The sequence below is a fragment of the Streptomyces sp. NPDC001914 genome (genome assembly GCF_042891215.1).
Taxonomy (GTDB): domain Bacteria; phylum Actinomycetota; class Actinomycetes; order Streptomycetales; family Streptomycetaceae; genus Streptomyces.
This window is the reverse complement of sequence record NZ_JBIASW010000006.1, coordinates 487,614-512,148: the sequence shown is the minus strand read 5'-3', so window position 1 is coordinate 512,148 and position 24,535 is coordinate 487,614. Positions and strand designations below refer to the sequence as shown.

Here is a 24,535-nt window from a genome sequence, read left to right as displayed (position 1 = left end):
GGGAGTCGTCCCCAGGGGCGGCGCCCGGCGCTTCCCCTAGTCCTGCGGACAGGGGAGGCCCCATGCCGGGGCGAGGAGGGCGGGCCATGGTTCAGAAGGCCAAGATCCTCCTGGTCGATGACCGGCCGGAGAATCTGTTGGCGCTGGAGGCGATCCTCTCCGCGCTCGATCAGACACTGGTACGGGCATCGTCCGGGGAGGAAGCGCTCAAGGCGCTGCTCACGGACGACTTCGCGGTCATTCTGCTGGACGTTCAGATGCCCGGCATGGACGGATTCGAGACCGCCGCGCACATCAAGCGGCGGGAGCGGACCCGGGACATCCCGATCATCTTCCTCACCGCCATCAACCACGGCCCCCACCACACCTTCCGCGGGTACGCGGCCGGTGCCGTGGACTACATCTCCAAGCCGTTCGACCCGTGGGTGCTGCGCGCGAAGGTCTCGGTGTTCGTCGAGCTGTACATGAAGAACTGCCAACTCCGTGAGCAGGCGGCGCTGTTGCGGCTCCAGCTCGAGGGCGGCGGCAAGGCGTCGCTCGGCGAGGCCAAGGAGCCCGCCGGACTTCTCGCCGAACTCTCCGCGCGGCTCGCGGCCGTCGAGGAGCAGGCCGAGGCGCTGTCCAAGCAGCTGGACGACGACTCCGCGGACGCCGCGGCCGTGGCGACCGCGGCCCATCTCGAACGCAAACTCACCGGACTGCGCAGGGCGCTGGACGCTCTGGAGCCGGGAACCGGGAGCGGGGCGCCCTCGGTGCCTTCGCAGGGCTGAGGCCCGCGCGGGCGTGCCCGGACGGCGCGTCACCTCCGCGGGCCGGACGGCGCGTCACATTCGAGGAAGCGCTCGCAACTCCTTGAGGAAGCGCCCGCGGACACCTTGAGGAAGCGTCAGTTCCGCTTTCCGCAAGGGCGACACGATCGGGTGAAGCACTGGGCACACGTGTCCGCTGTCGTCTCCACCGGTAACCTCACACACATGGCCTCACGTCAGTCCGCAGCCAAGAAGCCGCCCGCGAAGAAGGCGGCCTCTCCGACGAAGGCTCCGGCAAAGAAGGCCCCGGTGAAAAAGGCCCCCGCGAAGAAGGCGGCCGCCGGCAGGGCGCCCGCCAAGAGGGCCGCCGTGAAGAAGCCCGCCCCCGCGCCGGCGCCCAACCCGACCGCGGGCGTGTACAGACTCGTACGCGCCCTGTGGCTGGGCATCGCCCATGCCGTCGGAGCCACCTTCCGAGGCATAGGGCGCGGCGCCAAGGGGCTCGACCCGGCGCACCGCAAGGACGGAGTCGCGCTCCTGCTCATCGGCCTCGGGCTGATCGTCGCGGCGGGCACGTGGTCCAATCTGCGCGGTCCCGTCGGCGACCTCGTCGAGATGCTGGTGACCGGCGCCTTCGGCCGTCTCGACCTCCTCGTGCCGATACTCCTCGCCGTGATCGCGGCACGGCTCATCCGCCACCCCGAGCAGCCCGACGCGAACGGCCGGATCGTGATCGGTCTGTCGGCGCTCGTGATCGGCGTCCTCGGGCAGGTGCACATCGCGTGCGGTTCGCCCGCGCGCGGCGACGGGATGCAGGCCATAAGGGACGCCGGCGGGCTCATCGGCTGGGGGGCGGCAACCCCCCTGTCGTACACGATGGGTGACGTCCTGGCCGTACCGCTGCTGGTGCTGCTCACGATCTTCGGGCTCCTCGTCGTCACGGCGACCCCGGTCAACGCGATCCCGCAGCGGCTGCGGCTGCTCGGCCAGAAGCTCGGCATCGTCCAGGCCGACCTCGACGAGGACCTGCTCGGCGACGACGAGCGCTACGACGAGCAGTGGCGCGAGGGGATCGCGGGGCGCCCCGGCGGACGCTCGCGCGCCCCCGAGGCGTACGACCCCGACAACGCCGAGCAGGAGGCGCTCACCCGGCGCAGGAGCCGCCCCCGGCGGCCCGGCGCGCAGCAGCCCGACATGAACCGTCCGATGGATGCCGTGGACGTCGCGGCGGCCGCCGCGGCGGCGCTGGACGGTGCCGTGCTGCACGGGATGCCGCCCTCGCCTCTGGTCGCCGATCTGACGCAGGGCGTCAGTGTCGAACGTGACGGGTACGAGGAGACGACGCCGGTGCCGGCCGCCCGCGCCAAGGTGGTCCCGGGCGCCAAGCGGCCCAAGCAGGAGGCCCTGCCGGTCGAGACGGCCGTCCCCGACCTCACCAAGGCAGCGCCCGAGGCCCCGCGCGAGCTGCCCCCGCGCGCGGAGCAGCTGCAGCTCTCCGGGGACATCACGTACTCGCTGCCCTCCCTCGACCTGCTGGAGCGCGGGGGCCCCGGCAAGACCCGCAGCGCCGCCAACGACGCGGTCGTCGACTCCCTGCGTCAGGTCTTCGCCGAGTTCAAGGTGGACGCCGACGTCACGGGCTTCACCCGCGGCCCGACGGTCACGCGGTACGAGGTCACGCTCGGCCCCGCCGTGAAGGTCGAGCGGATCACCGCGCTCACCAAGAACATCGCGTACGCGGTCGCCAGCCCCGACGTGCGGATCATCAGCCCGATCCCCGGCAAGTCCGCGGTCGGCATCGAGATCCCCAACACCGACCGCGAGATGGTCAACCTCGGTGACGTGCTGCGTCTCGCGGACGCGGCGGAGGACGACCACCCGATGCTGGTCGCGCTCGGCAAGGACGTCGAGGGCGGCTACGTGATGGCCAACCTGGCGAAGATGCCGCACGTCCTGGTCGCCGGAGCCACCGGTTCCGGCAAGTCGTCCTGCATCAACTGCCTGATCACCTCGATCATGGTCCGCGCGACCCCCGAGGACGTGCGGATGGTCCTCGTGGACCCCAAGCGCGTCGAGCTGACCGCGTACGAGGGCATCCCGCACCTGATCACGCCGATCATCACCAACCCGAAGCGGGCCGCCGAGGCGCTGCAGTGGGTCGTACGGGAGATGGACCTCCGCTACGACGACCTGGCGGCGTTCGGGTTCCGGCACATCGACGACTTCAACGAGGCCATCAGGAACGGCAAGGTCAAGCTGCCCGAGGGCAGTGAGCGCGAGCTGACCCCGTACCCGTACCTCCTGGTGATCGTCGACGAGCTCGCCGACCTGATGATGGTCGCGCCGCGTGACGTCGAGGACTCGATCGTGCGCATCACCCAGCTCGCGCGCGCGGCCGGCATCCATCTCGTGCTCGCCACCCAGCGGCCGTCGGTCGACGTGGTCACCGGTCTGATCAAGGCCAACGTGCCCTCCCGGCTGGCCTTCGCCACCTCGTCCCTCGCGGACTCGCGGGTCATCCTCGACCAGCCCGGAGCCGAGAAGCTCATCGGCAAGGGCGACGGACTCTTCCTGCCGATGGGGGCCAACAAGCCCACGCGTATGCAGGGGGCCTTCGTCACCGAGGACGAGGTCGCGGCGATCGTGCAGCACTGCAAGGATCAGATGGCGCCCGTCTTCCGGGACGACGTCACCGTGGAAACCAAGCAGAAGAAGGAGATCGACGAGGACATCGGCGACGACCTCGATCTGCTGTGCGCGGCCGCCGAGCTGGTCGTGTCCACACAGTTTGGGTCCACCTCGATGCTCCAGCGCAAACTGCGCGTCGGCTTCGCCAAGGCCGGCCGGCTCATGGACCTCATGGAGTCGCGCGGGATCGTCGGGCCCAGCGAGGGCTCCAAGGCCCGTGACGTCCTCGTGAAGGCCGACGAGCTGGACGGGGTGTTGGCCGTGATGCGCGGGGAAGCAGAAGCGTAGGCGGTGTCGTTCGGACCGCCTGGAGCCCCCGGCGAGGGGGGACGGGAAAACCGGCAACGGTGCGGTGAGAGCGTGGCGGTCGTTCACGGAGCGGGCGTGGTGTCGGGCGGATGGCGGAACGTCATGTTCCGCACCCGGCTGATATGTGAATGTGACTCACCCGTAAGGAGTCGGTGGGCAACCGTTTCGCCTTGTCGCACGTCAAGTTGTGCGAAGGGGCGTCACCATGTCCCTATATCAGGATGACCGGCCATTCTGATGGCGTACAAAGTCCCACCGCCCGGTTGCCCCACCCTTTCGTACCCCCCCTAGACTGAACTTCCAGCACAGGTGGCTACACGCTCGAAAGGCGCCCCCGTGTCCATCGTCAACTCACCTGACGGCAACTCCCCCGAAGACGAGCGTCCGTTCGAAGACGACCTTGCGGCCGATCGGCCCTCGATCGGGCGTGCCCTGCAGAAGGCACGCATCGAGGCCCATCTGACCGTCGACGACGTCAGCAACGCCACCCGCGTCCGTATCACGATCATCCACGCCATCGAACAGAACGACTTCGCGCCCTGCGGCGGCGACGTCTACGCGCGCGGGCACATCCGGACCCTGGCCCGCGCCGTCCGGCTCGATCCGGCTCCGCTGCTCGCGCAGTACGACGCCGAGCACGGCGGACGTCCCGCGCCGACGCCCGCCGCCCCGCTGTTCGAGGCGGAACGCATCCGCCCCGAGCGCCGCGGACCGAACTGGACGGCCGCCATGGTCGCCGCGATCGTCGCGGTGATCGGCTTCGTCGGGTTCACCATGGTCAAGGGCGGCGGCGCCGACGACGACTCGAAGACCCAGGTCGCCGAGGGGTCCACGCCCACGGTGAAGAAGGCCACCCCGTCGCCGACCGCCACCAAGCCCGCCGACCCGAAGCCCGAGCCGTCCGACAGTGCCATCGCGGCCGCTCCGCAGGACAAGGTGACCGTCCAGGTCAGCGCCGCGGACGGACGCAGCTGGATCTCCGCCAAGGACCACAACGGGCGGATGCTCTTCGACGGGCTGCTCAAGCAGGGCGAGTCGAAGACCTTCCAGGACAGCTCCAAGATCAACCTCATCCTCGGTGACGCCGGAGCCATCCAGCTCTTCGTCAACGGCAAGAAGATCGAGGATCAGTTCCAGCCGGGCGCCGTGGAGCGTCTGACGTACACCAAGGGCGACCCGCAGGTCGGATAAGGGTCCCCAGCAGCACACCGTCGACGGGGTCGGTCAAGATCGGCCAACCCCGTCGACGTGGGCTGTCGGCCAGACAAAGTAGTCTTGAGCCCATGCCTGAACGCCGTACCGTCGCACTCGTCACCCTTGGCTGCGCCCGTAACGAGGTGGACTCGGAGGAGCTCGCAGGCCGCTTGGAGGCGGACGGCTGGCAACTCGTGGAGGACGCCGAGGAAGCGGACGTCGCCGTCGTCAACACCTGCGGGTTCGTCGAAGCCGCCAAGAAGGACTCCGTCGACGCCCTCCTCGAAGCCAATGACCTCAAGGGGCACGGCAGAACCCAGGCCGTGGTCGCGGTGGGCTGCATGGCCGAGCGCTACGGCAAGGAACTCGCCGAGGCGCTCCCCGAAGCCGACGGCGTGCTCGGCTTCGACGACTACGCCGACATCTCCGACCGCCTCCAGACCATCCTGAACGGCGGCATCCACGCCTCCCACACCCCGCGCGACCGGCGCAAGCTGCTGCCGATCAGCCCGGCCGAGCGGCAGAGCGCCGGCGAGGAAGTGGCCCTTCCCGGCCACGGCGCCCCCTCCGACCTCCCCGAGGGCGTCGCCCCGGTCTCCGGCCCCCGCGCGCCCCTGCGCCGCAGGCTGGACGGATCCCCGGTCGCCTCGGTGAAGCTGGCCTCCGGCTGCGACCGCCGCTGCACGTTCTGCGCCATCCCCTCCTTCCGCGGTTCGTTCATCTCGCGCCGCCCCAGCGACGTCCTGAACGAGGCCCGCTGGCTCGCCGAACAGGGCGTCAAGGAGGTGATGCTCGTCTCCGAGAACAACACCTCGTACGGCAAGGACCTGGGTGACATCCGTCTCCTGGAGACGATGCTCCCCGAGCTGGCCGAGATCGAGGGCATCGAGCGGGTGCGCGTGAGCTACCTCCAGCCCGCCGAGATGCGCCCCGGGCTCATCGACGTGCTGACCTCGACCCCGAACGTCGCGCCGTACTTCGACCTGTCCTTCCAGCACTCCGCGCCCGACGTGCTGCGCTCCATGCGGCGCTTCGGTGACACCGACCGGTTCCTGGAACTGCTCGACACCATCCGCGCCAAGGCCCCGCAGGCCGGCGTGCGCTCGAACTTCATCGTGGGCTTCCCCGGCGAGAGCGAGGCCGACCTCGCGGAGCTGGAGCGTTTCCTCACCGGAGCCCGCCTCGACGCGATCGGCGTCTTCGGGTACTCCGACGAGGAGGGCACCGAAGCGGCGACGTACGAGAACAAGCTGGACGAGGACGTCGTCGCCGAGCGCCTGGCGCGCGTGTCCCGGCTCGCCGAGGAACTGGTCGCCCAGCGCGCGGAGGAGCGCGTGGGCGAGACCGTGCGCGTGCTGGTCGAGGGCATCGACGACGAGGACGGCGCGTACGGCCGCGCCGCGCACCAGGCGCCCGAGACGGACGGCCAGGTCCTGTTCACGAGCGGCGAGGGTCTGACCGTCGGCCGTATCGTCGAGGCCAAGGTGGTCGGTACGGAAGGTGTCGACCTGGTGGCCGAGCCGCTCCCGGGCTCGCTCGTGAGCGCTGAGGAGGCGGCCAGATGACCGGAGCCCCGGCATCCGCGGCAGGCGGCTCCCCGGGCGCCAAAGGCGCGACGGGCGCTCCCGGCGCATCCGGTGCTCCGGGCGCATCCAGTGGTCCGGGCGCGTCCGGCGTTCCGGGCGGGGCCGGTTCCCCGGACGGTCCGGGCGTGGCCGGTGCTCCCGACGGTCCGGGCGCGGCCGGTGCGCCGGGAGGCCCGAAGACGCCTCGCGGCGGGAAACTGGGCGCCGCGGCCGTCAACCAGGCCAGCCTCTGGAACATCGCCAACATCCTGACCATGATCCGGCTCGTCCTCGTGCCGGGCTTCGTGGCGCTGATGCTGGCCGACGGCGGCTACGACCCCGCGATGCGGGCCTGGGCCTGGGCGGCCTTCGCCGTCGCCATGATCACCGACATCTTCGACGGTCACCTGGCGCGCACGTACAACCTCGTCACGGACTTCGGCAAGATCGCCGACCCCATCGCCGACAAGGCGATCATGGGCGCGGCGCTGGTGTGTCTGTCCGCCCTCGACGACCTTCCCTGGTGGGTCACCTTCGTGATCCTGGGCCGGGAACTCGGCGTCACCCTGCTGCGCTTCGTCGTGATCCGCTACGGCGTCATCCCGGCGAGCCGGGGCGGCAAGCTGAAGACACTGGCCCAGGGCACCGCGGTCGGCATGTACATCCTGCCGCTGACCGGGGCGCTGGCGAGCCTCAGGTTCTGGGTGATGGGCGTCGCGATCGTCCTGACCGTGGTCACCGGACTCGACTACGTGCGGCAGGCGGTCGTGCTGCGGCGCCGGGGGATCGCCGAACGGCGGGCGGCCGCGGCGGAGGCCGAGCGGTGAGTCCCACGGCCGCCGACGTGGTGCGACTACTCACGGTGAGGGGCGAGACCCTCGCCGTCGCCGAGTCGCTCACCGGCGGCCTGGTGGCCGCGGAGATCACCGCGGTGCCGGGTGCCTCGAAGGCGTTCCGCGGCTCCGTGACCGCGTACGCCACCGAACTGAAGCACGAACTGCTGGGCGTCGACGTCACTCTTCTGGCCGAACGTGGCGCCGTGGACGCGCAGGTCGCGGCGCAGATGGCGGCCGGGGTGCGCTCGGCGCTCGGAGCCGACTGGGGGATCGCGACCACCGGCGTCGCCGGTCCCGATCCGCAGGACGGACAGCCGGTCGGCACGGTCTACGTGGCCGTCGACGGGCCCCGTGAAGGCCCCTCCGGCACCCTTCGCGGCGGGAAAGTGGTGCCGTTGCGGTTGAACGGCGACCGGGCGGAAATCCGTATGGAGAGTGTACGCAGCGTACTCGCGGCGCTTCTTCAGGAGCTCGCGGGCGAACAGACCGGGAATGAGCGGGCACAGGATACGGAACAGAACGGGGGGTTTTGATGTTTGCAGCCCTGAGTGAACACGACATCGCTCCCCGCACGGCCGCGGCGCAAGGCGGTACGGTGGGGCGTGAAGGATGCGGCTACGCGGTCCGAGGAGGGAGCCACCGATGATTCTGCTCCGTCGCCTGCTGGGTGACGTGCTGCGTCGGCAGCGCCAGCGCCAGGGCCGTACTCTGCGCGAAGTCTCCTCGTCCGCCCGAGTCTCACTCGGCTATCTCTCCGAGGTGGAGCGGGGGCAGAAGGAGGCATCCTCCGAACTGCTCTCCGCGATCTGCGACGCGCTGGACGTACGGATGTCCGAGCTCATGCGGGAAGTGAGCGACGAGCTCGCCCTCGCGGAGCTGGCACAGTCGGCTGCGGCCACCGAACCGGTGCCCGCACCGGTTCGTCGCCCGATGCTCAATTCCGTGTCGGTGACCGGTGTGCCACCGGAACGGGTCACGATCAAGGCGCCTGCCGAAGCTGTCGACGTCGTCGCGGCCTGAGGCTCACCGGCTCCCGTTCCCGAGCTGAGAGACGTACCACCGAAGCCCCGGCCGGGGTTTCCCCGGGGAGACCCGGAGAAGCCGGGCCGGGGCTTTCGCGTTCCCCGAAGTCCGACCTGGGCCCGTTTGCCGGTATCCGGCGTGGCCTCCATGGTGGAGAGATCCGGCGCAGCCGATGCCGGCCGTCATGCCTCATGCCGGCCGTCGTGCCCGGTGCGGCCGTCGTGCCCGGTGCGGCCGTTGTGCCCGGGCGGCCGTCGGGCCGGACGCCGGCGTCGTCGTCAATCGGAGGATGCGGATGTACGTCGTGAAGAGCTCCCTGTCCGACGCGGACCTGAAGACCGTCTCCGAGGCGCTCCAGGGCGCACTGGTCGATCTCGTGGACCTCTCCCTGGTGGCCAAGCAGGTCCACTGGAACGTGGTGGGGCCCCGCTTCCGGTCGGTCCACCTCCAGCTCGACGAGGTCGTGGACATCGCGCGCCTGCATGCGGACACCGTGGCGGAGCGCGCCTCGACCCTGGGCGTCCCTCCGGACGGACGGGCCGCCACCGTGGCGTCGACCAGCGCCGTCGGGCACACGCCCGACGGCTGGATCAAGGACACCGACGCCGTACGGACGCTCGTGGAAGGGCTCGGCGCGGTGATCGCGCGGATGCGGGAGCGGGTGGCCGCGACCGCGGACCCGGATCCGGTGAGCCAGGACGTCCTCATCGCCATCACGGCCGACCTGGAGAAGCATCACTGGATGTTCCAGGCGGAGAACGGGTGAGCGCCCGGGAGCCGCTTCGTCCCGGCCGGTGCCGTGTCCCGTCGGCGTGACGTGCTCGCGCGTGAGATCGGCGGCCCCGGGCCGCGCCGGAGGAGGTGCCATGGCGGGGCGGACAGTGCGCAGGGGGGCGTGCCTGCTGCTCGGTGCGCTGTGGTGGTTCAGCGCGCTTCGGCTCGCGCTGGCACCCGGCGCCGGGGTCCTCGAAGGGGCGATAGCCGCGGGCGGCTGGGGGCTGAGTCTGCTGCCGGTGCACTGTGTGCCGAAGTCCGCGGCCGCAGGAGCCGTGGGGTCGGGCCGCTGGCGGCGGCGATGGCGGGAGATCCGGCGCCGCGGCGGGCGGGCTACCAGGGCATCGCGACACCGCCGTTGGGGCGGAGGATCTGGCCCGTGGTGAAGACCGAGGCGTCCGAGGCCAGGTACAGGACGGCGTGGGCGATGTCCTCGGGTTCCCCGACGCGGCCGAGCGGTGACAGGCGTGCCATGAACGCCTCGGTGTGAGCCTGGCGCCCTCCGTGACGGTCGGTCATGGGGGTGCGAATCCAGCCCGGCGCCACGGCGTTGACGCGAATGCCGTGCGGACCGACCTCGGTCGCCAGTGTCTTCGTGAGCTGCACGACGGCCGCCTTGGCCGCGCTGTAGCACAGCAGGCCCGGACCGCCGGAGTCGATGGCTCCCGACGCCATGGTGATGACGCTGCCGCGGACACCGTTCGCGATCATGGAACGGGCGGCCTCCTGGCAGGCGTACAGAACCCCCTTGAAGTTGACGTCCAGCACGCGGTCCAGATCCTCGTCCAGGGTCTCCAGGACCGGGCTGCTGTGCATGATCCCGGCGATCGACGCCATGACGTCGACGCGGCCGCACGAGGCCACGGCCCGCTGGAGGCCGGCCCGGTCCGTGACGTCCAGCGGGTGGCCGAGGGCGGAGCCGCCCTGGTCCTTGATCAGTGTCGCGGTCTCGTGCAGGCCCGGCTCGTCGAGGTCCGCGCAGTGCACGGTGGCGCCCGCCTCCGCGAGCAGGACAGCCGTCGCGCGGCCGATGCCTCCGGCCGCGCCGGTGACGAAAGCGGTGCGTCCGGTGAGGTCGTACGCGGGGAGGCCCATGAGGGGACGGTACGAGGAAATCTGACGGGTCGTCAATTGGTGGTGCGCAAGTTGCCGTGCGGACGGGCGGGTGACGGGGTGGGGCCGCTCTGGCAGCGGGGGCACCAGTACGTGGGGCGCTCGCGGGATCCGTCGCCCTGGTTCCCCGAGCGGACCGGCGTCCCGCAGCGCAGACAGGGGCGGGGCGCGCGGCCGTACACGAACAGGTTCTGTTCGCGGCGTCCGGTGGTGACACGGATCGGACGGTCGCGGTTGAACTCCAGCAGCTTCCTGGCGAGGACCGGCAGTTGGCCGGCCCGCTCGGCGGGCAGCGCGCCGACGGGGAGCCAGGGCGTGACGCCGAGCAGGAAGCACAGCTCGCTCTTGTAGACGTTCCCGATGCCGGCGAGATTGCGCTGGTCGAGGAGGGCCTCGCCGAGGGGGCGTTCGGGGTCACGGAGGAGGTTTTGCAGGGCTGCGTCCGGGTCCCAGTCAGGACCCAGGAGGTCGGGGCCGAGGTGGCCGACGGCGCGGGCCTCGTCGGTGGTGCGGAGCAGCTCCAGCACGGGCAGGCGGTAGCCGACCGCCGTGCGGTCCGCGGTGCCGAGGATGGCCCGGATCTGGTGGGCGGGACCTCCGCTCCAGCGGCGGCCGGGCTCGTACACCTTCCACGAACCGTCCATCCGCAGGTGCGAGTGCAGGGTCAGGCCGCCCTCGATCCGGGTGAGGAGGTGCTTGCCGCGCGGGGTGACGTCCAGGACGGCACGACCGGTGAGGTCGGCCGTGGCGTACCGGGGCACCCGCAGGTCGGAACGGGTCAGCACCTTGCCCGCGAGGGCGACGTGCAGGCGCCTCGCGGCCTGCCAGACGGTGTCTCCTTCGGGCATGACTCCAGGGTGGCACGGTGGGGCGGCCGGTCAGGCGCGAAGGCGCAGTCCGCGCGGGGTGGCGATGAAGCCCGCTCCTTCCAGGAGAGTGCCGAGGGGTGAGGTGAGGGCCGAGGTGCCGTTGATCCGCTCGACGGTGACGGTGCCGAGGGAGCCCGCGCGGGCCGCGGCGGCGAGGGCCTCGGCCGCGGCGCCCAGGCGGGTGTCCTGCGCGAGGGAGGCATCCGGGTCGGCCGGCCAGGCCAGCAGGGTCTTGCCGCCGCGTTCCATGTACAGGGCCAGTTCGCCGTCGACCAGGACGACCAGGGAACCCGCCTTGCGGCCCGGCTTGTGGCCCGCTTCGGTCGGGGACTCGGGCCAGGGCAGGGCCGCGCCGTAGGCGTTGGCGGGGTCGGCGGCGGCGAGCACGACGGCCGGGGAGGCCGTACGGGCACGGGGGCGGGCGCCCGGGAACCCGGCGCCGCCGGGATATCCGGAGCCGTTCCCCGCGTACCCCGTGCCGCCACGGCCCGACCGGGTGCTCCGGCCGTGGGGCGCGTCCGGGTGGGGTGCGTCGGGGAGGGGGGACCCGGCCGCGAGCGCGGAGTCGGCGGTGAACATGTGGTCGTCGCCGAAATCGAAGTCGAGCTCGGAGCCGGAGCCGAACGGGGAGTCGGCACCGAGGTCGCGGCCGAGGTCGTTCAGGGAATCCGGACCGTCCGCGATGCCGGCCCCGTCCGCGTGGGTCTCGCCCTGCCCCTTGCCGCCGAAGCCCGCGCCGGAGGGCGGGAAGACAGGGATGTCCGGGAAGCCGTGGGCAGCGGGGGAGTTGTCCGCAGCGGCGGGGTCGAAGAGGGCGGCGCCCCGGTCGCGCGCGTTCGCCGCGGCCCGCAGCCGGTCCACCGCGCCGTCCATGGCGAACTGCGCCGCGCCGAGCCCCTCGACCACATAACCCCGCCGTGCCTGACCGCTGTCCTCGAAGGCCGACAGGATGCGGTACACCGCCGAGAAGCCTCCCTCGACGCCCTCCGCCGCGACGGCTCCCCGGGTCACCACACCGTGCCGGTCGAGCAGGGTGCGGGCCAGGGCGTGGGCGCGGACGGTGGCGTCCGGCTCACGCTCGGGCAGCAGCGACCAGCGCCCCGCCACGGTGGGGGGACCCGTCCGCGACTGGGGGCGCGCCCCTGCCGTCAGGGAGCCGTAGCGCCCGCGGGGGACCGAGCGCTTGGCGCGGTGGGCCGTCGAGCCCGCGGTGCGGCCCGAACCCAGAAGGGAGCGCATCGGCGCGAGCGTGTCGTTCGTCAGGCGCCCGGACCACGCCAGCTCCCAGATCGTGTCGGCGAGCTGGGGATCCGTCGCGTCGGGGTGCGTGGTGGCACGGACCTGGTCGGCGATCTGCCGGAAGAACAGGCCGTAGCCCCCCGACAGGGCGTCGAGGACCGACTGGTGCAGCGCCGTCGGCTCCAGCGGGTGCGCGGCCGGAAGGAGCAGGGGGGCGGCGTCCGCGAGATAGAGCGACACCCAGCCGTCCTTGCCGGGCAGCGAACCGGCCCCGGCCCAGACCACCTCACCGGCGGCCGTGAGCTCGTCGAGCAGCGCGGGGGTGTAACCGGCGACCCGGGACGGCAGCACGAGCTTCTCCAGCGCGGACGCGGGCACCGACGCGCCCTGCAACTGCTCGACGGCGCGCACCAGCCCGTCGATGCCGCGCAGTCCGTGACCGCTGCCCACGTGCTGCCACTGCGGCAGGAACTGGGCGAGCGCGGCGGGCGGCACCGGCTCGAGCTCATGGCGCAGCGCCGCGAGCGAACGGCGGCGCAGCCTGCGCAGCACCGCCGCGTCGCACCACTCCTGGCCGATGCCCGCCGGATGGAACTCTCCCTGGACGACCCGGCCGCTCGCGGCGAGGCGATGCAGCGCGCCGTCGGTGACGGCCGTGCCGAGGCCGAAGCGGGCGGCGGCCGTCGCCGAGGTGAACGGGCCGTGGGTGCGGGCGTACCGGGCGAGGAGATCGCCGAGCGGGTCCTTGACCGGCTCGGTGAAGGCCTCCGGGACACCGACCGGCAGGGCGGTGCCGAGTGCGTCGCGCAGCCGGCCCGCGTCCTCGATGGCCGCCCAGTGGTCGGCTCCGGCGATCCGGACCCGGATGGAGCGGCGGGCGGACGCCAGCTCCTTCGCCCACTGCGGCTCCGCGCCCCGCTCGGTCAACTCGGCGTCCGTGAGCGGTCCCAGCAGACGCAGCAGGTCGGCGACACCCTCCACGTCCTTGATGCGGCGGTCCTCGGTGAGCCACTGGAGCTCGCGCTCCAGCTCGGCCAGGACGTCCGCGTCCAGCAGCTCGCGCAGTTCGGCCTGGCCCAGCAGTTCGGCCAGCAGACGCGAGTCCAGTGACAGCGCGGCGGCCCGCCGTTCCGCGAGAGGCGAGTCGCCCTCGTACAGGAACTGGGCGACGTATCCGAAGAGCAGGGAGCGGGCGAAGGGGGAGGGCTCGGGGGTGGTGACCTCGACGAGCCGGACCTTGCGGGACTCGATGTCGCCCATCAGTTCCGTCAGCCCCGGCACGTCGAAGACGTCCTGGAGGCATTCGCGCACCGCTTCCAGGACGATCGGGAACGAACCGAACTCGCTCGCCACCTGGAGCAGCTGAGCGGCACGCTGCCGCTGCTGCCACAACGGGGTGCGCTTGCCGGGGTTGCGGCGCGGCAGGAGCAGGGCGCGGGCGGCGCATTCGCGGAAGCGGGCGGCGAACAGGGCCGAACCGCCGACCTGGTCCGTGACGATCTGGTCCACCTCGCCCTTGTCGAAGGCGACGTCCGCCGCGCCGACCGGCGCCTGCTCCGCGTCGTACTCCGTGCCCGCCTTCGCGGGTGCCTGGTCGAGCAGGTCCAGGCCCATCAGGTCGGCGTCCGGCAGCCGCAGCACGATGCCGTCGTCCGCGTGCATGACCTGGGCGTCCATGCCGTAGCGCTCGGAGAGCTTGGCGCCCAGGGCGAGGGCCCAGGGAGCGTGCACCTGGGCGCCGAAGGGGGAGTGCACGACCACACGCCAGTCGCCCAGCTCGTCGCGGAAGCGCTCCACGACGATCGTCCGGTCGTCCGGGACATGCCCGCACGCCTCGCGCTGTTCGGCGAGGTACGCGATGACGTTGTCGGCGGCCCAGGCGTCCAGGCCCGCCGCCAGCAGCCGCAGCCGGGCGTCACTCTCGGGGAGCGAGCCGACCTCACGGAGGAACGCGCCGACCGCGCGGCCCAGTTCGAGCGGCCGTCCGAGCTGGTCGCCCTTCCAGAAGGGCAGCCTGCCCGGGACGCCGGGCGCCGGGGAGACCAGGACCCGGTCCCTGGTGATGTCCTCGATGCGCCAGGAGCTGGTGCCGAGGGTGAAGACGTCACCCACCCGGGATTCGTAGACCATCTCCTCGTCGAGCTCGCCGACCCGGCCGCCGCCCTTCTTCGGGTCGGACCCCGCGAGGAACACGCCGAAGAGTCCCCGGTCGGGGATCGTGCCCCCGGAGGTGACGGCCAGACGCTGGGCGCCGGGGCGGCCGGTCACCGTGCCCGCGACACGGTCCCACACCACACGGGGTCGCAGCTCGGCGAAGGCGTCCGAGGGATAGCGACCCGCGAGCATGTCCAGCACGGCGGTGAACGCCGACTCGGGGAGCGAGCCGAAGGGGGCCGCCCGGCGGACCGTGGTCAGCAGATCGTCGACCTGCCAGGTGTCGAGCGCCGTCATCGCGACCAGCTGCTGGGCCAGTACGTCCAGCGGATTGGAGGGGACCCGCAGGGACTCGATCGAGCCGGTGCGCATCCGTTCGGTGACCACCGCCGCCTGCACCAGGTCGCCCCGGTACTTCGGGAAGACGACACCGGTGGAGACCGCGCCCACCTGGTGACCCGCGCGCCCCACCCGCTGGAGCCCCGAGGCCACGGACGGCGGCGACTCCACCTGGACCACGAGATCGACCGCGCCCATGTCGATGCCCAGTTCGAGGCTGGAGGTGGCGACGACGGCGGGCAGACGCCCGGCCTTCAGATCCTCCTCGACCTGCGCCCGCTGCTCCTTGGAGACCGAACCGTGGTGGGCGCGGGCGATGACCGGCGGCGCCCCCTGCGCCGCGCCCGACCCGCCCATCAGCTCGGCCGGCGCGTGGGCCTCCTCCAGGGGCTCGCCCGTCGCCCTCTCGTACGCGATCTCGTTCAGCCGGTTGCACAGCCGTTCGGCCAGCCGCCGCGAGTTGGCGAACACGATCGTCGAGCGGTGGGACTGGACGAGGTCGGCGATCCGCTCCTCGACGTGCGGCCAGATGGAGGGCTTCTCCGCGCCCTCCTTGCCCTCGGAGGCCGGGGATCCGCCCAGCTCGCCCAGGTCCTCCACCGGGACGACCACGGACAGGTCGAACTCCTTGCCGGACGGCGGCTGGACGATCTCCACCTTGCGGCGGGGCGAAAGATAGCGCGCCACCTCGTCCACCGGACGCACCGTCGCGGAGAGGCCGATACGCCGGGCCGGCCTGGGCAGCAGTTCGTCGAGGCGTTCCAGGGTGAGCGCGAGGTGGGCGCCGCGCTTGGTGCCCGCGACCGCGTGCACCTCGTCCAGGATCACCGTCTCGATGCCGGTCAGCGCGTCACGTGTGGCCGAGGTCAGCATCAGGAACAGCGACTCGGGGGTCGTGATCAGGATGTCCGGCGGGCGGGTGGCCAGCGCCCGGCGCTCGGCGGGCGGGGTGTCGCCGGAACGGATGCCGACCTTCACCTCCGGCTCCGGCAGCCCGAGCCGCACGGACTCCTGCCGGATGCCCGTGAGCGGGCTGCGTAGATTGCGCTCCACGTCGACCGCGAGCGCCTTGAGCGGTGACACGTACAGAACCCGGCAGCGCTTGCGCGGGTCCGCCGGGGGCGGTGCCGAGGCCAGCTGGTCGAGCGCGGCGAGGAACGCGGCCAGCGTCTTGCCGGAACCGGTCGGGGCGACGACCAGCACGTCCGAGCCCGCGCCGATGGCCGCCCACGCCCCGGCCTGGGCCGCGGTGGGCGCGGAAAAGGCCCCCGTGAACCAGCCGCGGGTCGCGGGGGAGAAGCCGTCGAGCGCAGGGTGCGCGGAGCTGACCATGCGTCCATCCTGCACCCGCCCACTGACAATCACGCTGACCTGCGAGAACGCCACGACCGGGCGTCGCGGGAAGGATCGGCTCCGGCCCGTATCGGAACGAATCAGGGCAAAGCGGGGCCGGCGGTTACGGTCGGTCCCGGCGCGGTGCCAGACCACTGGACGCGACGGCTGTGGCCGGTCTGGTGCGGTGGTGGACGGTCGCGGTCGGTCGCGGTGCGGTGGCGGACCACTGGGTGGACGGTCGCGGTCGGTCCCGGCGAGGTGGCGGACCACTGGGTGGACGGCCGCGGTTGGCCGCGGTGCGGTGGCGGACCGCTGGGTGGACGGCTGCGGTCGGTCCCGGCGCCGTGGCGGACAATGAGGAGGTGGCAGGTTCGGGGCAGGAGCGGGCTCGGCACTGGCAGTACCCGGAGCTGCCCGGTGTCGATCTGCTGCGGGCACGCTACGTCGAGAAGATCTTCGTGCGGCACACCCACGAGAACTTCGTCATCGCCGCCGTCACCGAGGGCGTCGAGGTCTTCCACCACGGCGGCGCCGACCAGTACGCCGGCCCCGGCTCCCTGGCGCTGGTCAACCCCGACACCCCGCACACGGGGCGCGCGGCCGTTCCCGAGGGCTGGAGGTACGGGGCCGTGTACCCCTCGCCCGAGACGGTCGCCGAGATCGCCGCCGAGACCACCACGATCCGCGGCACCCCCGGATTCAGCCGCCCGGTCCTCGACGACCCCTACGCGGCAGGCCTGGTCCACCAGGTGCTCCGGGCCGCGGAGGAGGGCAACGCCCTGGCCGCCGACACCCTGCTGAGGGTCGCCGTGACCCGGCTGCTGCGCCTGAACGGAGGCCCGCTGCCGCAGCGGGCCGTGCGCACCGCCGGCGGCCGCCTCGCGGCACGCGCGCGAGGCGTGCTGGACGAACGGATGGCCGACCCGCCGACCCTCGAACGGCTCGCCGCGGACCTCGGCACCAGCTCGTTCGCGTTGCTGCGCGCCTTCCGGGACGCCTACGGCATGCCGCCCCACACCTGGCTGACCGACGCGCGGGTGCGCAGGGCACGCCGGCTCCTGGACGCCGGGTCCACACCCGCCGAGGCGGCCGTCGCCGTCGGCTTCACCGACCAGCCGCACCTCAACCGCCACTTCAGCCGGATCGTGGGCGTGCCTCCGGGCGCCTACCAGCGGGAGCGCAAGAACGTACAAGACGCCGGAGCGCGACTCCTCGTACCGTGCGAGCGTGGCACAACAGACAGCTCTCCCAGACATACGCAGTGAAGAAGGCGGAAAACCCGACGCGGCCGTCGTCCGCGACGCCCTTGGCGTCGGGGTCGCCGTCGGACTGTCCGGTTTCGCCTTCGGCGTGACCTCGGCCGGCAGCGGACTCAGCCTGCTCCAGACCTGCGCCCTCAGCCTCCTGGTGTTCACCGGGGCGTCGCAGTTCGCGCTCGTGGGCGCTCTCGCGGCCGGGGGCAACCCGCTCACCGCGGCAGCCGGCGCGTTCTTCCTCGGGGTCCGGAACGCGTTCTACGGGCTGCGGCTGTCCCAGCTCCTGGCCCTCCCGCGCGCGGTGCGCCCGTTCGCCGCGCAGTGGGTGATCGACGAGACCACGGCCGTGGCGCTCGCCCAGCCCACCCGCCGCAGCGTCCGGATCGGCTTCACCGTCACCGGCCTCTCCCTGTACCTGCTGTGGAACCTCACCACCCTGCTCGGCGCGGCCGGGGCCGAGGCCATCGGCGACACCGACGCGTGGGGCCTGGACGCGGCCGGGCCCGCGGTGTTCCTCGCGCTGCTCGCGCCGATGCTGAGGACCGCCACGGAACGTGCCGTCGCGGGTATCGCGGTCCTCCTCGGGCTCGGTCTGCTGCCCGTGCTGCCCGCCGGAGTCCCGGTGCTGGTGGCCGCCCTGGCCGCCCCGGCCGTGCTCTGGGCGACCGGTCGCCGCCGCGCGGACACCGCCCGCCGTGCCTCCGCCGCCGCGTCGGACGGGGCACCGGCGGACGCGGAGAACCGCTCACCGGACCGCACGGAGCGCGGTTCGCAAGCCCGTGCGGAGAGCCCTTCGCAAGCAGGCACGGAGAACGGTTCATCGGCCCGCGCGGAGAGCGGTTCACCGACCTCCCCGGAGAGCGGTGCAGGGGTCCGCAGGGAGAACGGGTCGTCCTCCTGCGCGGACAACGACGGTTCGGACCGGTCAGGAGAAGAGCGTTGAACATCTGGATCGCCATCGGCGTCACCGCCGTCGGCTGCTACGCCGTCAAGCTCATCGGTCTGCTGATCCCCGCGGGCGTGCTGGAGCGGCCGCTCGTCCAGCGCCTCGCCGCGCTGCTGCCCGTCGCGCTCCTGGCCGCCCTCACGGCCCAGCAGACCTTCGCCGACGGGCGGGTCCTCGTGCTCGACGCGAAGGCCGCAGGGCTCGCCGCGGCGGCCGTCGCCCTGATCCTGCGCGCCCCGTTCCTGGTGGTCGTCGCCGCGGCCGTGGTGGTGACGGCCGGGGTCCGCGCGCTGACCGGCTGAGTCCCGGGCGCCGTCCCATGGTCCTCAGCCGACGGCCCTGCCGTACGACCGGAGTGTGCGCAGTGCCTCGATGGTCACCATGGGGCGGCACTCCAGGGCCGTGCCCGGTGCCCACTGACGCCAGCGGATCGGCCATCCGCCGTCCTCCCGCTGCTCGTCCGCGAGGTGGTCCAGCGAACGGGCCATCTCCTCGTCGGTGAACCACGCGCGCGCGAGCGAGTCCGGCGTCCGCGCGTAGTCGTGCGGGAAGTGGTGCTCACCCGGCGCGTAACCGGGCGGGACGGGGTAGGCGTCCAGCTGCCCGGCGTCCAGCACGGCGAGCCGCTGCTCACGGACGAGCCGGCCCAGCCGGTCGGCGCTCGCCTCCGCGCGCGGGCGGTCCGCCGCGGAGTCCAGGAAGGCGACGGCCGCCTCGATCTCGTACGGATGCGACTTCTCCAGGGACTCCACCGCCTGCCAGCAGAAGTCCGTGGCCCGGAACAGCCAGGCGTTCCACACCTCGTTGCGGTGCAGCAGGCCCACGACCGGGCCGGTGGCTAGGAGTTCGCTCGGCGGATCGTCCACGACCGGCACGAACGGGGCCGCCGGATAGCCGCGCTGGCTGGGATGGACGGCGGGCAGCGCCCCGTCCGCGGTCGACACGGAGGTCAGATAGCGGCACACCCGCTCCACGCGCTGGCCGCCGCAGCGCCCGATCGAGTCGAGCACGCGCAGGGCGTGCGCGGTGTGCAGCGGCTGGCTGACCGGGCCGCACAGGTCCGGTTCGAGCGCGTGACCGTACCCTTCGTCGTCGTTGCGGTAGGCGGACAGCGCCGTCTCCACCGCGTCGGCGCCGCCGCCGAGGAAGTGATGGGCGAAACGGCGCTGTTCCAGCACGCGCGCGGTGAGCCAGACGAAGTGCTCGGCGCGGGCGAGGGCGGAGTGCGCCGGGGACGTCTGGGGGAGTCGGGATGCTCCGGTTTCGGCCATGGGTCAGACCGTAGGGCGGAAAGCGGTCTCGCCACGCGGTCCCGGCTCGGGCCCACTCTCAGGGGCGGGATACTGATGTCATGCGGTTGACGGTCTTCTGGCAGCGAATGGCTGATCACTTCGGCGCGGGGTCCGCCGAGACGTTCGCGCGCGATCACGTGATGACGGAACTCGGCGGGCGCACCGTCCACGAGGCGCTGGACGCGGGCTGGGAGGCCAAGGACGTGTGGCGCGTGGTGTGCGCGACCATGAACGTTCCGTACGAAAACCACTGAACGGGACCGAGGACCGGGAAAGACCAGGGGGACGTGGTTCCCGCGCCGGTGGCGTGGGCCAGACTTGGCGGGTGGCCCCGACAGACGAGAACACGCAGGTCGATCAGCAGGCATCCCCGCTCGGCACGACGCCGCCCGGTCCGCCCGGCGCGGACCCCACCGGGCAGGGCGCGCGCATGCCGCGCTGGCTGCCCCGCGCCATGGTGCTCGCCCTCGCGCTCGTCGCGGTCTTCCAGCTGGGCAGCTGGGCGTTCCACCAGCTCACCGGTCTGCTGATCAACATATTGATCTCGTTCTTCCTCGCGCTCGCGATAGAACCCGCGGTGAGCTGGATGGCCTCCCGGGGCATGCGCCGGGGGCTGGCCACCTTCCTCGTCTTCCTGGGTTCGCTGATCATGATCGCCGGGTTCGTCACCTTGCTCGGCTCGATGCTCGCGGGCCAGATCATCAAGATGATCGAGGGCTTCCCGGACTACCTCGACTCGGTCATCAACTGGATCAACACGCACTTCCACACCGACCTCAGGCGGGTCGACATCCAGGAGGGCCTGCTCCACTCCGACTGGCTGCGGAAGTACGTGCAGAACAGTGCCACCGGCGTCCTGGACGTGTCCGGACAGGTCCTCGGCGGTCTCTTCCAGCTCCTGACGGTCGGACTGTTCTCGTTCTACTTCGCCGCCGACGGACCCCGGCTGCGGCGCGCGCTGTGTTCCGTGCTGCCGCCGGCCCGGCAGGCCGAGGTGCTGCGCGCCTGGGAGATAGCCGTCGACAAGACCGGCGGCTACCTGTACTCACGCGGCCTGATGGCACTGATCTCGGGCATCGCCCACTACATCCTCCTGGAGGCGCTGGGCGTGCCCTACGCGCCCGTGCTCGGCGTGTGGGTCGGTCTGGTCTCGCAGTTCATCCCCACCATCGGCACCTATCTCGCGGGCGCCCTGCCGATGCTGATCGCGTTCACGATCGACCCCTGGTACGCGCTGTGGGTGCTCGTCTTCGTCGTGGTCTACCAGCAGTTCGAGAACTACGTGCTCCAGCCCAAGCTGACCTCCAGGACGGTGGACATCCACCCCGCGGTCGCCTTCGGGTCCGTGATCGCGGGCACCGCGCTCCTCGGAGCCGTCGGCGCGCTGATCGCCATCCCCGCCGTCGCCACCCTCCAGGCGTTCCTGGGCGCGTACGTGAAGCGTTACGACGTCACGGACGACCCGCGGGTGCACGGACACCGCACCCGCAGCTCGGCGGGCCTCCTCACGCGCGTGCGGCGGCAGCTCGGCCGGTGACGTTCACCAGGTGAGGACGGCCTGGACGCCGGTGAGGACGGCCTGGACACCGGTGAGGACGACGGCCGTCGTGTAGAGAGCGACCGCGGCCCACACGATGCGCTGCCGGTTCTCGTCGCTCCAGCCGGTGCGGGAGAGCAGCCAGGCCAGCGCGGGCAGCACCAGGACGGCGTGCAGGCTCACTCCGTGCAGCGGCTTGAGCGGAGCCGTCGAGTGGTACGCGGCCTCCTGGTGGCCGGTCCTGGTCAGGACGACCCCGCGCGCGATCATCGCGGCGCCGGAGGCCAGCGCGACGAGCAGGATCGCGAAGCCCGAGCGCACGGCGAGCGCCATGCCCGCGGGCCCCGTGGGCCGGCTACGGAAGGAGGCGACCGCGAACACGGTCAGCACCACGACCAGAATCCCGCCGCCCACCGCGAGCATCATGGACACCGCCGTGTCGAAGCCGGTCTCCATGTCGAGATGCGAGGGAACCCGGCGCCACGCCTGAAGGGTGATCCCGCCGACCTCCAGCACGCAGTCCGCGGCGAACACGACGAGCAGCGCGGTGCGCACCCTCGCCTCCATCCGCAGGTACGAGGTGACCCAGGTGACCGCGATCAGGGTCAGCCCGAAGGAGAGTCCGAAGGTGACGGGCTTGCGCCAGGAGACGGGACCGTCCCACGGGCCGCCGTCGACGGCGAGGACCAGCAGATGCAGGAGGCCCGAGACGACGAGCAGGGCGCCCGTCGCCCGGCAGAGCCGTTCGGCCGGCCGGAGCGATGGCCTGGGCGGTGTCGGGGTACGGGTCGTCGTCGGCATGGGCACAGCCTGCCGGGCGGGCCCGGCGGTGTCGTCGTACGTCCGAAGGCGACGGCCCTGCGCCCGGGGGAGTAGCCCCGGTCCGGGCGGGTACCGGGTTCCGGGGGTGCGCCGGGGCTGGTGCCGGGCCCGGAGGAGCGGGATCCTCGGGCGTTGTCGGAGCGCGAACGTAGTCTCGGAAGTGCCGCGTGGTGCGCTTGACACGAAAATCGAACATCCATTCTTATGGAGGTTCCGGCAGGGCGTACGACGGGTGATTCAGCACGTTTTCGACGGAGATGTGCCCGAGTTATCCACAGGCCGGACGGGCGTCGGGGCGCATTGTCAGTGGCAGGCGTTAGCGTCTTTGACGTGAAGCGATCGACTCAAGCAAACCGGGTGGAACCCATGGCAGGAACCGACCGCGAGAAGGCGCTCGACGCCGCGCTCGCGCAGATTGAACGGCAGTTCGGCAAGGGCGCCGTGATGCGCCTGGGCGAGCGGCCGAATGAGCCCATCGAGGTCATCCCCACCGGGTCGACCGCGCTCGACGTCGCCCTCGGTGTCGGCGGCCTGCCGCGCGGCCGAGTGGTGGAGGTGTACGGCCCGGAGTCCTCCGGTAAGACGACCCTCACCCTGCACGCGGTGGCGAACGCGCAGAAGGCCGGCGGCCAGGTGGCGTTCATCGACGCCGAGCACGCGCTCGACCCCGAGTACGCGAAGAAGCTCGGCGTCGACATCGACAACCTGATCCTGTCGCAGCCGGACAACGGCGAGCAGGCCCTGGAGATCGTGGACATGCTGGTCCGCTCCGGCGCGCTCGACCTCATCGTCATCGACTCCGTCGCCGCCCTGGTGCCGCGGGCCGAGATCGAGGGCGAGATGGGTGACTCGCACGTGGGTCTCCAGGCCCGTCTGATGAGCCAGGCGCTGCGCAAGATCACCAGCGCGCTCAACCAGTCGAAGACCACGGCGATCTTCATCAACCAGCTCCGCGAGAAGATCGGCGTGATGTTCGGCTCCCCGGAGACCACGACGGGTGGCCGGGCGCTGAAGTTCTACGCCTCGGTGCGCCTCGACATCCGCCGCATCGAGACGCTGAAAGACGGCACGGAGGCGGTCGGCAACCGCACGCGCGTCAAGGTCGTCAAGAACAAGGTCTCGCCGCCCTTCAAGCAGGCCGAGTTCGACATCCTCTACGGCCAGGGCATCAGCCGCGAGGGCGGTCTGATCGACATGGGCGTGGAGCACGGCTTCGTCCGCAAGGCCGGCGCCTGGTACACGTACGAGGGCGACCAGCTCGGCCAGGGCAAGGAGAACGCCCGCAACTTCCTGAAGGACAACCCCGATCTCGCCAACGAGATCGAGAAGAAGATCAAGGAGAAGCTGGGCGTCGGTGTGAGGCCCGAGCAGCCCGCCGTGGAGCCAGGCGCGGACGCCGCGGTCTCGGCCGCCCCGGACGACGCCGCGAAGACGGTGCCCGCTCCGGCCGCCAAGGCCACCAAGTCCAGGGCCGCGGCCGCCAAGAGCTAGTCCATGACACGACGAACCGACTGGGCCGAGTACGACCGTCCCCCGACTCCCGGGAGGCCGGGGCAGGAGTACGGCGGGGGTGACGGCGGCCCGGCCGGAGACGGTGGCAGGCCGTACGACGGTGCCGGGGGGTACGGCGCTCAGCCGTACGGCACCGACGACGGGTTCCACGGAGCCGACGGGGGGTTTCACGAAGCCGACGGGGGGCTCTACGGACCCGACGACGGGTTCTACGGAGCCGATGGTTTCCACGGCGCCGGTACGGACGACGGGGATCCGGACGGCGGCGGTTCGACGGACGGTGACGCACGGCATGGTGACGGCCTGCCGCGCGGTCACGGTTCGCCGGACGCGGTCTCCCGGCGCGGAGCACGCGCCGCGGGCGGACCGCGTGGCGGAAGAGGTCGTCGACGGGCCGGCGGTTTCGGTGAACCGTCCGGCGACCCGCGGAACGGAGACACCCCCTCCTCGTCGAGGGCCGAGAAGAGGGAGTCCCCGGGGGACCCGGCTGAGCGGGCGCGAGCGATCTGTCTGCGCCTGCTCACCGGGACCCCGCGCACGCGCAAGCAACTGGCGGACGCGTTGCGCAAGCGCGAGATCCCGGACGAGGTGGCGGACGAGGTGCTGTCACGGTTCGAGGAGGTCGGGCTGATCAACGACAGCGCCTTCGCCGACGCCTGGGTCGAGTCCCGGCACCACGGCCGGGGGCTGGCCAGGCGCGCGCTCGTCCAGGAACTGCGGACCAAGGGCGTGGAATCGACACTGATCGACGAGGCCGTCGGACAGCTCGATTCCGAGCAGGAGGAGGCGACCGCGCGTGAGCTGGTCGCCCGCAAGCTGCGCTCCACGCGCGGACTGGACCGCGACAAGCGGCTGAGACGTCTCGCCGGCATGCTCGCCCGCAAGGGCTACTCCCAGGGCATGGCCCTGCGCGTGGTCCGTCAGGCGCTGGAGGAAGAGGGCGAGGACACGGAAGGGCTCGACGAGGGCTTCTGATCCCGGCG

General features: G+C 72.0%; 20 protein-coding genes and 1 pseudogene. 16 read left to right on the top strand and 5 right to left on the bottom strand.

Annotated elements, in window-relative coordinates; genetic code table 11:
• The first annotated feature begins 86 nt into the window (after window positions 1-86).
• The 9 genes from ACFYYF_RS20420 to ACFYYF_RS20380 all read left to right on the top strand — a co-directional run bounded on the left by ACFYYF_RS20420 (window position 87) and on the right by ACFYYF_RS20380 (window position 9,524).
• Window positions 87-770: a response regulator gene (locus ACFYYF_RS20420; protein WP_361687655.1), complete on the top strand. Its 684-nt coding sequence runs from the start codon at window positions 87-89 to the stop codon at window positions 768-770.
• 204 nt (window positions 771-974) lie between these two features.
• Window positions 975-3,725 (top strand): DNA translocase FtsK, encoded by a 2,751-nt coding sequence (locus tag ACFYYF_RS20415; RefSeq protein WP_388777556.1) that lies wholly within the window; start codon window positions 975-977, stop codon window positions 3,723-3,725.
• 357 nt (window positions 3,726-4,082) lie between these two features.
• A complete protein-coding gene (locus ACFYYF_RS20410) occupies window positions 4,083-4,937 on the top strand; it encodes a RodZ domain-containing protein (protein WP_365489399.1) in 855 nt (284 codons plus the stop codon).
• Window positions 4,938-5,029: 92 nt separating this feature from the next.
• Window positions 5,030-6,505, top strand: coding sequence for a 30S ribosomal protein S12 methylthiotransferase RimO (rimO, locus tag ACFYYF_RS20405; protein WP_361687664.1), 1,476 nt, complete (start codon window positions 5,030-5,032; stop codon window positions 6,503-6,505).
• Window positions 6,502-7,332, top strand: coding sequence for a CDP-diacylglycerol--glycerol-3-phosphate 3-phosphatidyltransferase (gene pgsA / locus ACFYYF_RS20400; RefSeq protein WP_388777552.1), 831 nt, complete (start codon window positions 6,502-6,504; stop codon window positions 7,330-7,332). The genes rimO and pgsA overlap by 4 nt, the downstream gene beginning before the upstream one ends.
• The gene (locus ACFYYF_RS20395) at window positions 7,329-7,874 is read left to right on the top strand and encodes a CinA family protein (RefSeq protein ID WP_361687670.1); all 546 of its coding nucleotides are present in this window, start codon (window positions 7,329-7,331) and stop codon (window positions 7,872-7,874) included. Before pgsA ends, ACFYYF_RS20395 begins: the two co-directional genes overlap by 4 nt.
• A 109-nt stretch (window positions 7,875-7,983) precedes the next feature.
• Entirely contained in the window at window positions 7,984-8,361 is a 378-nt protein-coding gene (locus ACFYYF_RS20390; RefSeq protein WP_037620346.1) for a helix-turn-helix domain-containing protein, read from the top strand.
• Window positions 8,362-8,659: 298 nt separating this feature from the next.
• A complete protein-coding gene (locus tag ACFYYF_RS20385; RefSeq protein ID WP_361687673.1) occupies window positions 8,660-9,130 on the top strand; it encodes a DNA starvation/stationary phase protection protein in 471 nt (156 codons plus the stop codon).
• A gap of 100 nt (window positions 9,131-9,230) precedes the next feature.
• Window positions 9,231-9,524, top strand: coding sequence for a hypothetical protein (locus tag ACFYYF_RS20380; RefSeq protein ID WP_388777549.1), 294 nt, complete (start codon window positions 9,231-9,233; stop codon window positions 9,522-9,524).
• Here ACFYYF_RS20380 and ACFYYF_RS20375 read toward each other — a convergent pair.
• From ACFYYF_RS20375 to ACFYYF_RS20365, 3 genes are read right to left on the bottom strand one after another with little or no spacing between them, the layout of a single operon-like run.
• The gene (locus tag ACFYYF_RS20375; protein ID WP_388777547.1) at window positions 9,472-10,233 is read right to left on the bottom strand and encodes an SDR family NAD(P)-dependent oxidoreductase; all 762 of its coding nucleotides are present in this window, start codon (window positions 10,231-10,233) and stop codon (window positions 9,472-9,474) included. The genes ACFYYF_RS20380 and ACFYYF_RS20375 overlap by 53 nt on opposite strands.
• Window positions 10,234-10,265: 32 nt before the next feature.
• A complete protein-coding gene (locus ACFYYF_RS20370; protein ID WP_388777544.1) occupies window positions 10,266-11,099 on the bottom strand; it encodes an Fpg/Nei family DNA glycosylase in 834 nt (277 codons plus the stop codon).
• A 30-nt stretch (window positions 11,100-11,129) separates the two neighbouring features.
• Window positions 11,130-16,184 (bottom strand): ATP-dependent helicase, encoded by a 5,055-nt coding sequence (locus ACFYYF_RS20365; RefSeq protein WP_388777541.1) that lies wholly within the window; start codon window positions 16,182-16,184, stop codon window positions 11,130-11,132.
• 365 nt (window positions 16,185-16,549) lie between these two features.
• Here ACFYYF_RS20365 and ACFYYF_RS20360 point away from each other — a divergent pair, with 365 nt between their 5' ends.
• From ACFYYF_RS20360 to ACFYYF_RS20350, 3 genes and pseudogenes are all read left to right on the top strand, one after another.
• On the top strand, window positions 16,550-17,452 hold the full coding sequence (locus ACFYYF_RS20360) for an AraC family transcriptional regulator (protein WP_388777538.1): 903 nt from the start codon (window positions 16,550-16,552) through the stop codon (window positions 17,450-17,452).
• Window positions 17,415-18,137 (top strand): annotated as a pseudogene (locus ACFYYF_RS20355) (AzlC family ABC transporter permease); the annotation flags it as partial. The gene ACFYYF_RS20360 and the pseudogene ACFYYF_RS20355, both read left to right, overlap by 38 nt.
• 245 nt (window positions 18,138-18,382) lie before the next feature.
• Window positions 18,383-18,691 (top strand): AzlD domain-containing protein, encoded by a 309-nt coding sequence (locus ACFYYF_RS20350; RefSeq protein ID WP_326785127.1) that lies wholly within the window; start codon window positions 18,383-18,385, stop codon window positions 18,689-18,691.
• Between the two features lie 24 nt (window positions 18,692-18,715).
• On the opposite strand, the gene ACFYYF_RS20345 is transcribed toward ACFYYF_RS20350, so the two are convergent.
• On the bottom strand, window positions 18,716-19,660 hold the full coding sequence (locus ACFYYF_RS20345) for a hypothetical protein (RefSeq protein WP_388777535.1): 945 nt from the start codon (window positions 19,658-19,660) through the stop codon (window positions 18,716-18,718).
• Between the two features lie 80 nt (window positions 19,661-19,740).
• On the opposite strand from ACFYYF_RS20345, the gene ACFYYF_RS20340 reads away from it, so the two are divergent.
• Together ACFYYF_RS20340 and ACFYYF_RS20335 are read left to right on the top strand one after the other, a co-directional pair.
• A complete protein-coding gene (locus ACFYYF_RS20340; RefSeq protein WP_361687695.1) occupies window positions 19,741-19,935 on the top strand; it encodes a DUF3046 domain-containing protein in 195 nt (64 codons plus the stop codon).
• Between the two features lie 71 nt (window positions 19,936-20,006).
• On the top strand, window positions 20,007-21,218 hold the full coding sequence (locus ACFYYF_RS20335) for an AI-2E family transporter (RefSeq protein WP_388777533.1): 1,212 nt from the start codon (window positions 20,007-20,009) through the stop codon (window positions 21,216-21,218).
• A 3-nt stretch (window positions 21,219-21,221) separates the two neighbouring features.
• Here ACFYYF_RS20335 and ACFYYF_RS20330 read toward each other — a convergent pair whose 3' ends face one another.
• Complete coding sequence (locus ACFYYF_RS20330) at window positions 21,222-22,019, bottom strand: hypothetical protein (protein ID WP_388777531.1); 798 nt, start codon at window positions 22,017-22,019, stop codon at window positions 21,222-21,224.
• Window positions 22,020-22,406: 387 nt separating this feature from the next.
• On the opposite strand from ACFYYF_RS20330, the gene recA reads away from it, so the two are divergent.
• Window positions 22,407-23,531 carry a recombinase RecA gene (recA, locus tag ACFYYF_RS20325; protein ID WP_388777528.1) on the top strand — a complete coding sequence of 375 codons (1,125 nt, stop codon included), beginning with the start codon at window positions 22,407-22,409 and terminating at the stop codon, window positions 23,529-23,531.
• Window positions 23,532-23,534: 3 nt separating this feature from the next.
• Window positions 23,535-24,527, top strand: a complete 993-nt coding sequence (gene recX / locus ACFYYF_RS20320) for a recombination regulator RecX (RefSeq protein ID WP_388777526.1) — start codon at window positions 23,535-23,537, stop codon at window positions 24,525-24,527.
• The last annotated feature ends 8 nt before the right edge of the window (window positions 24,528-24,535 follow it).

Coding starts and splice junctions, on each gene's coding strand:
- ACFYYF_RS20420 (WP_361687655.1), top strand. CDS start 87: ATGGTTCAGAAGGCCAAGATCCTCCTGGTCGATGACCGGCCGGAGAAT.
- ACFYYF_RS20415 (WP_388777556.1), top strand. CDS start 975: ATGGCCTCACGTCAGTCCGCAGCCAAGAAGCCGCCCGCGAAGAAGGCG.
- rimO (WP_361687664.1), top strand. CDS start 5,030: ATGCCTGAACGCCGTACCGTCGCACTCGTCACCCTTGGCTGCGCCCGT.
- pgsA (WP_388777552.1), top strand. CDS start 6,502: ATGACCGGAGCCCCGGCATCCGCGGCAGGCGGCTCCCCGGGCGCCAAA.
- ACFYYF_RS20390 (WP_037620346.1), top strand. CDS start 7,984: ATGATTCTGCTCCGTCGCCTGCTGGGTGACGTGCTGCGTCGGCAGCGC.
- ACFYYF_RS20385 (WP_361687673.1), top strand. CDS start 8,660: ATGTACGTCGTGAAGAGCTCCCTGTCCGACGCGGACCTGAAGACCGTC.
- ACFYYF_RS20380 (WP_388777549.1), top strand. CDS start 9,231: ATGGCGGGGCGGACAGTGCGCAGGGGGGCGTGCCTGCTGCTCGGTGCG.
- ACFYYF_RS20375 (WP_388777547.1), bottom strand. CDS start 10,233: ATGGGCCTCCCCGCGTACGACCTCACCGGACGCACCGCTTTCGTCACC.
- ACFYYF_RS20370 (WP_388777544.1), bottom strand. CDS start 11,099: ATGCCCGAAGGAGACACCGTCTGGCAGGCCGCGAGGCGCCTGCACGTC.
- ACFYYF_RS20365 (WP_388777541.1), bottom strand. CDS start 16,184: ATGGTCAGCTCCGCGCACCCTGCGCTCGACGGCTTCTCCCCCGCGACC.
- ACFYYF_RS20345 (WP_388777535.1), bottom strand. CDS start 19,660: ATGGCCGAAACCGGAGCATCCCGACTCCCCCAGACGTCCCCGGCGCAC.
- ACFYYF_RS20340 (WP_361687695.1), top strand. CDS start 19,741: ATGCGGTTGACGGTCTTCTGGCAGCGAATGGCTGATCACTTCGGCGCG.
- ACFYYF_RS20330 (WP_388777531.1), bottom strand. CDS start 22,019: ATGCCGACGACGACCCGTACCCCGACACCGCCCAGGCCATCGCTCCGG.
- recA (WP_388777528.1), top strand. CDS start 22,407: ATGGCAGGAACCGACCGCGAGAAGGCGCTCGACGCCGCGCTCGCGCAG.
- recX (WP_388777526.1), top strand. CDS start 23,535: ATGACACGACGAACCGACTGGGCCGAGTACGACCGTCCCCCGACTCCC.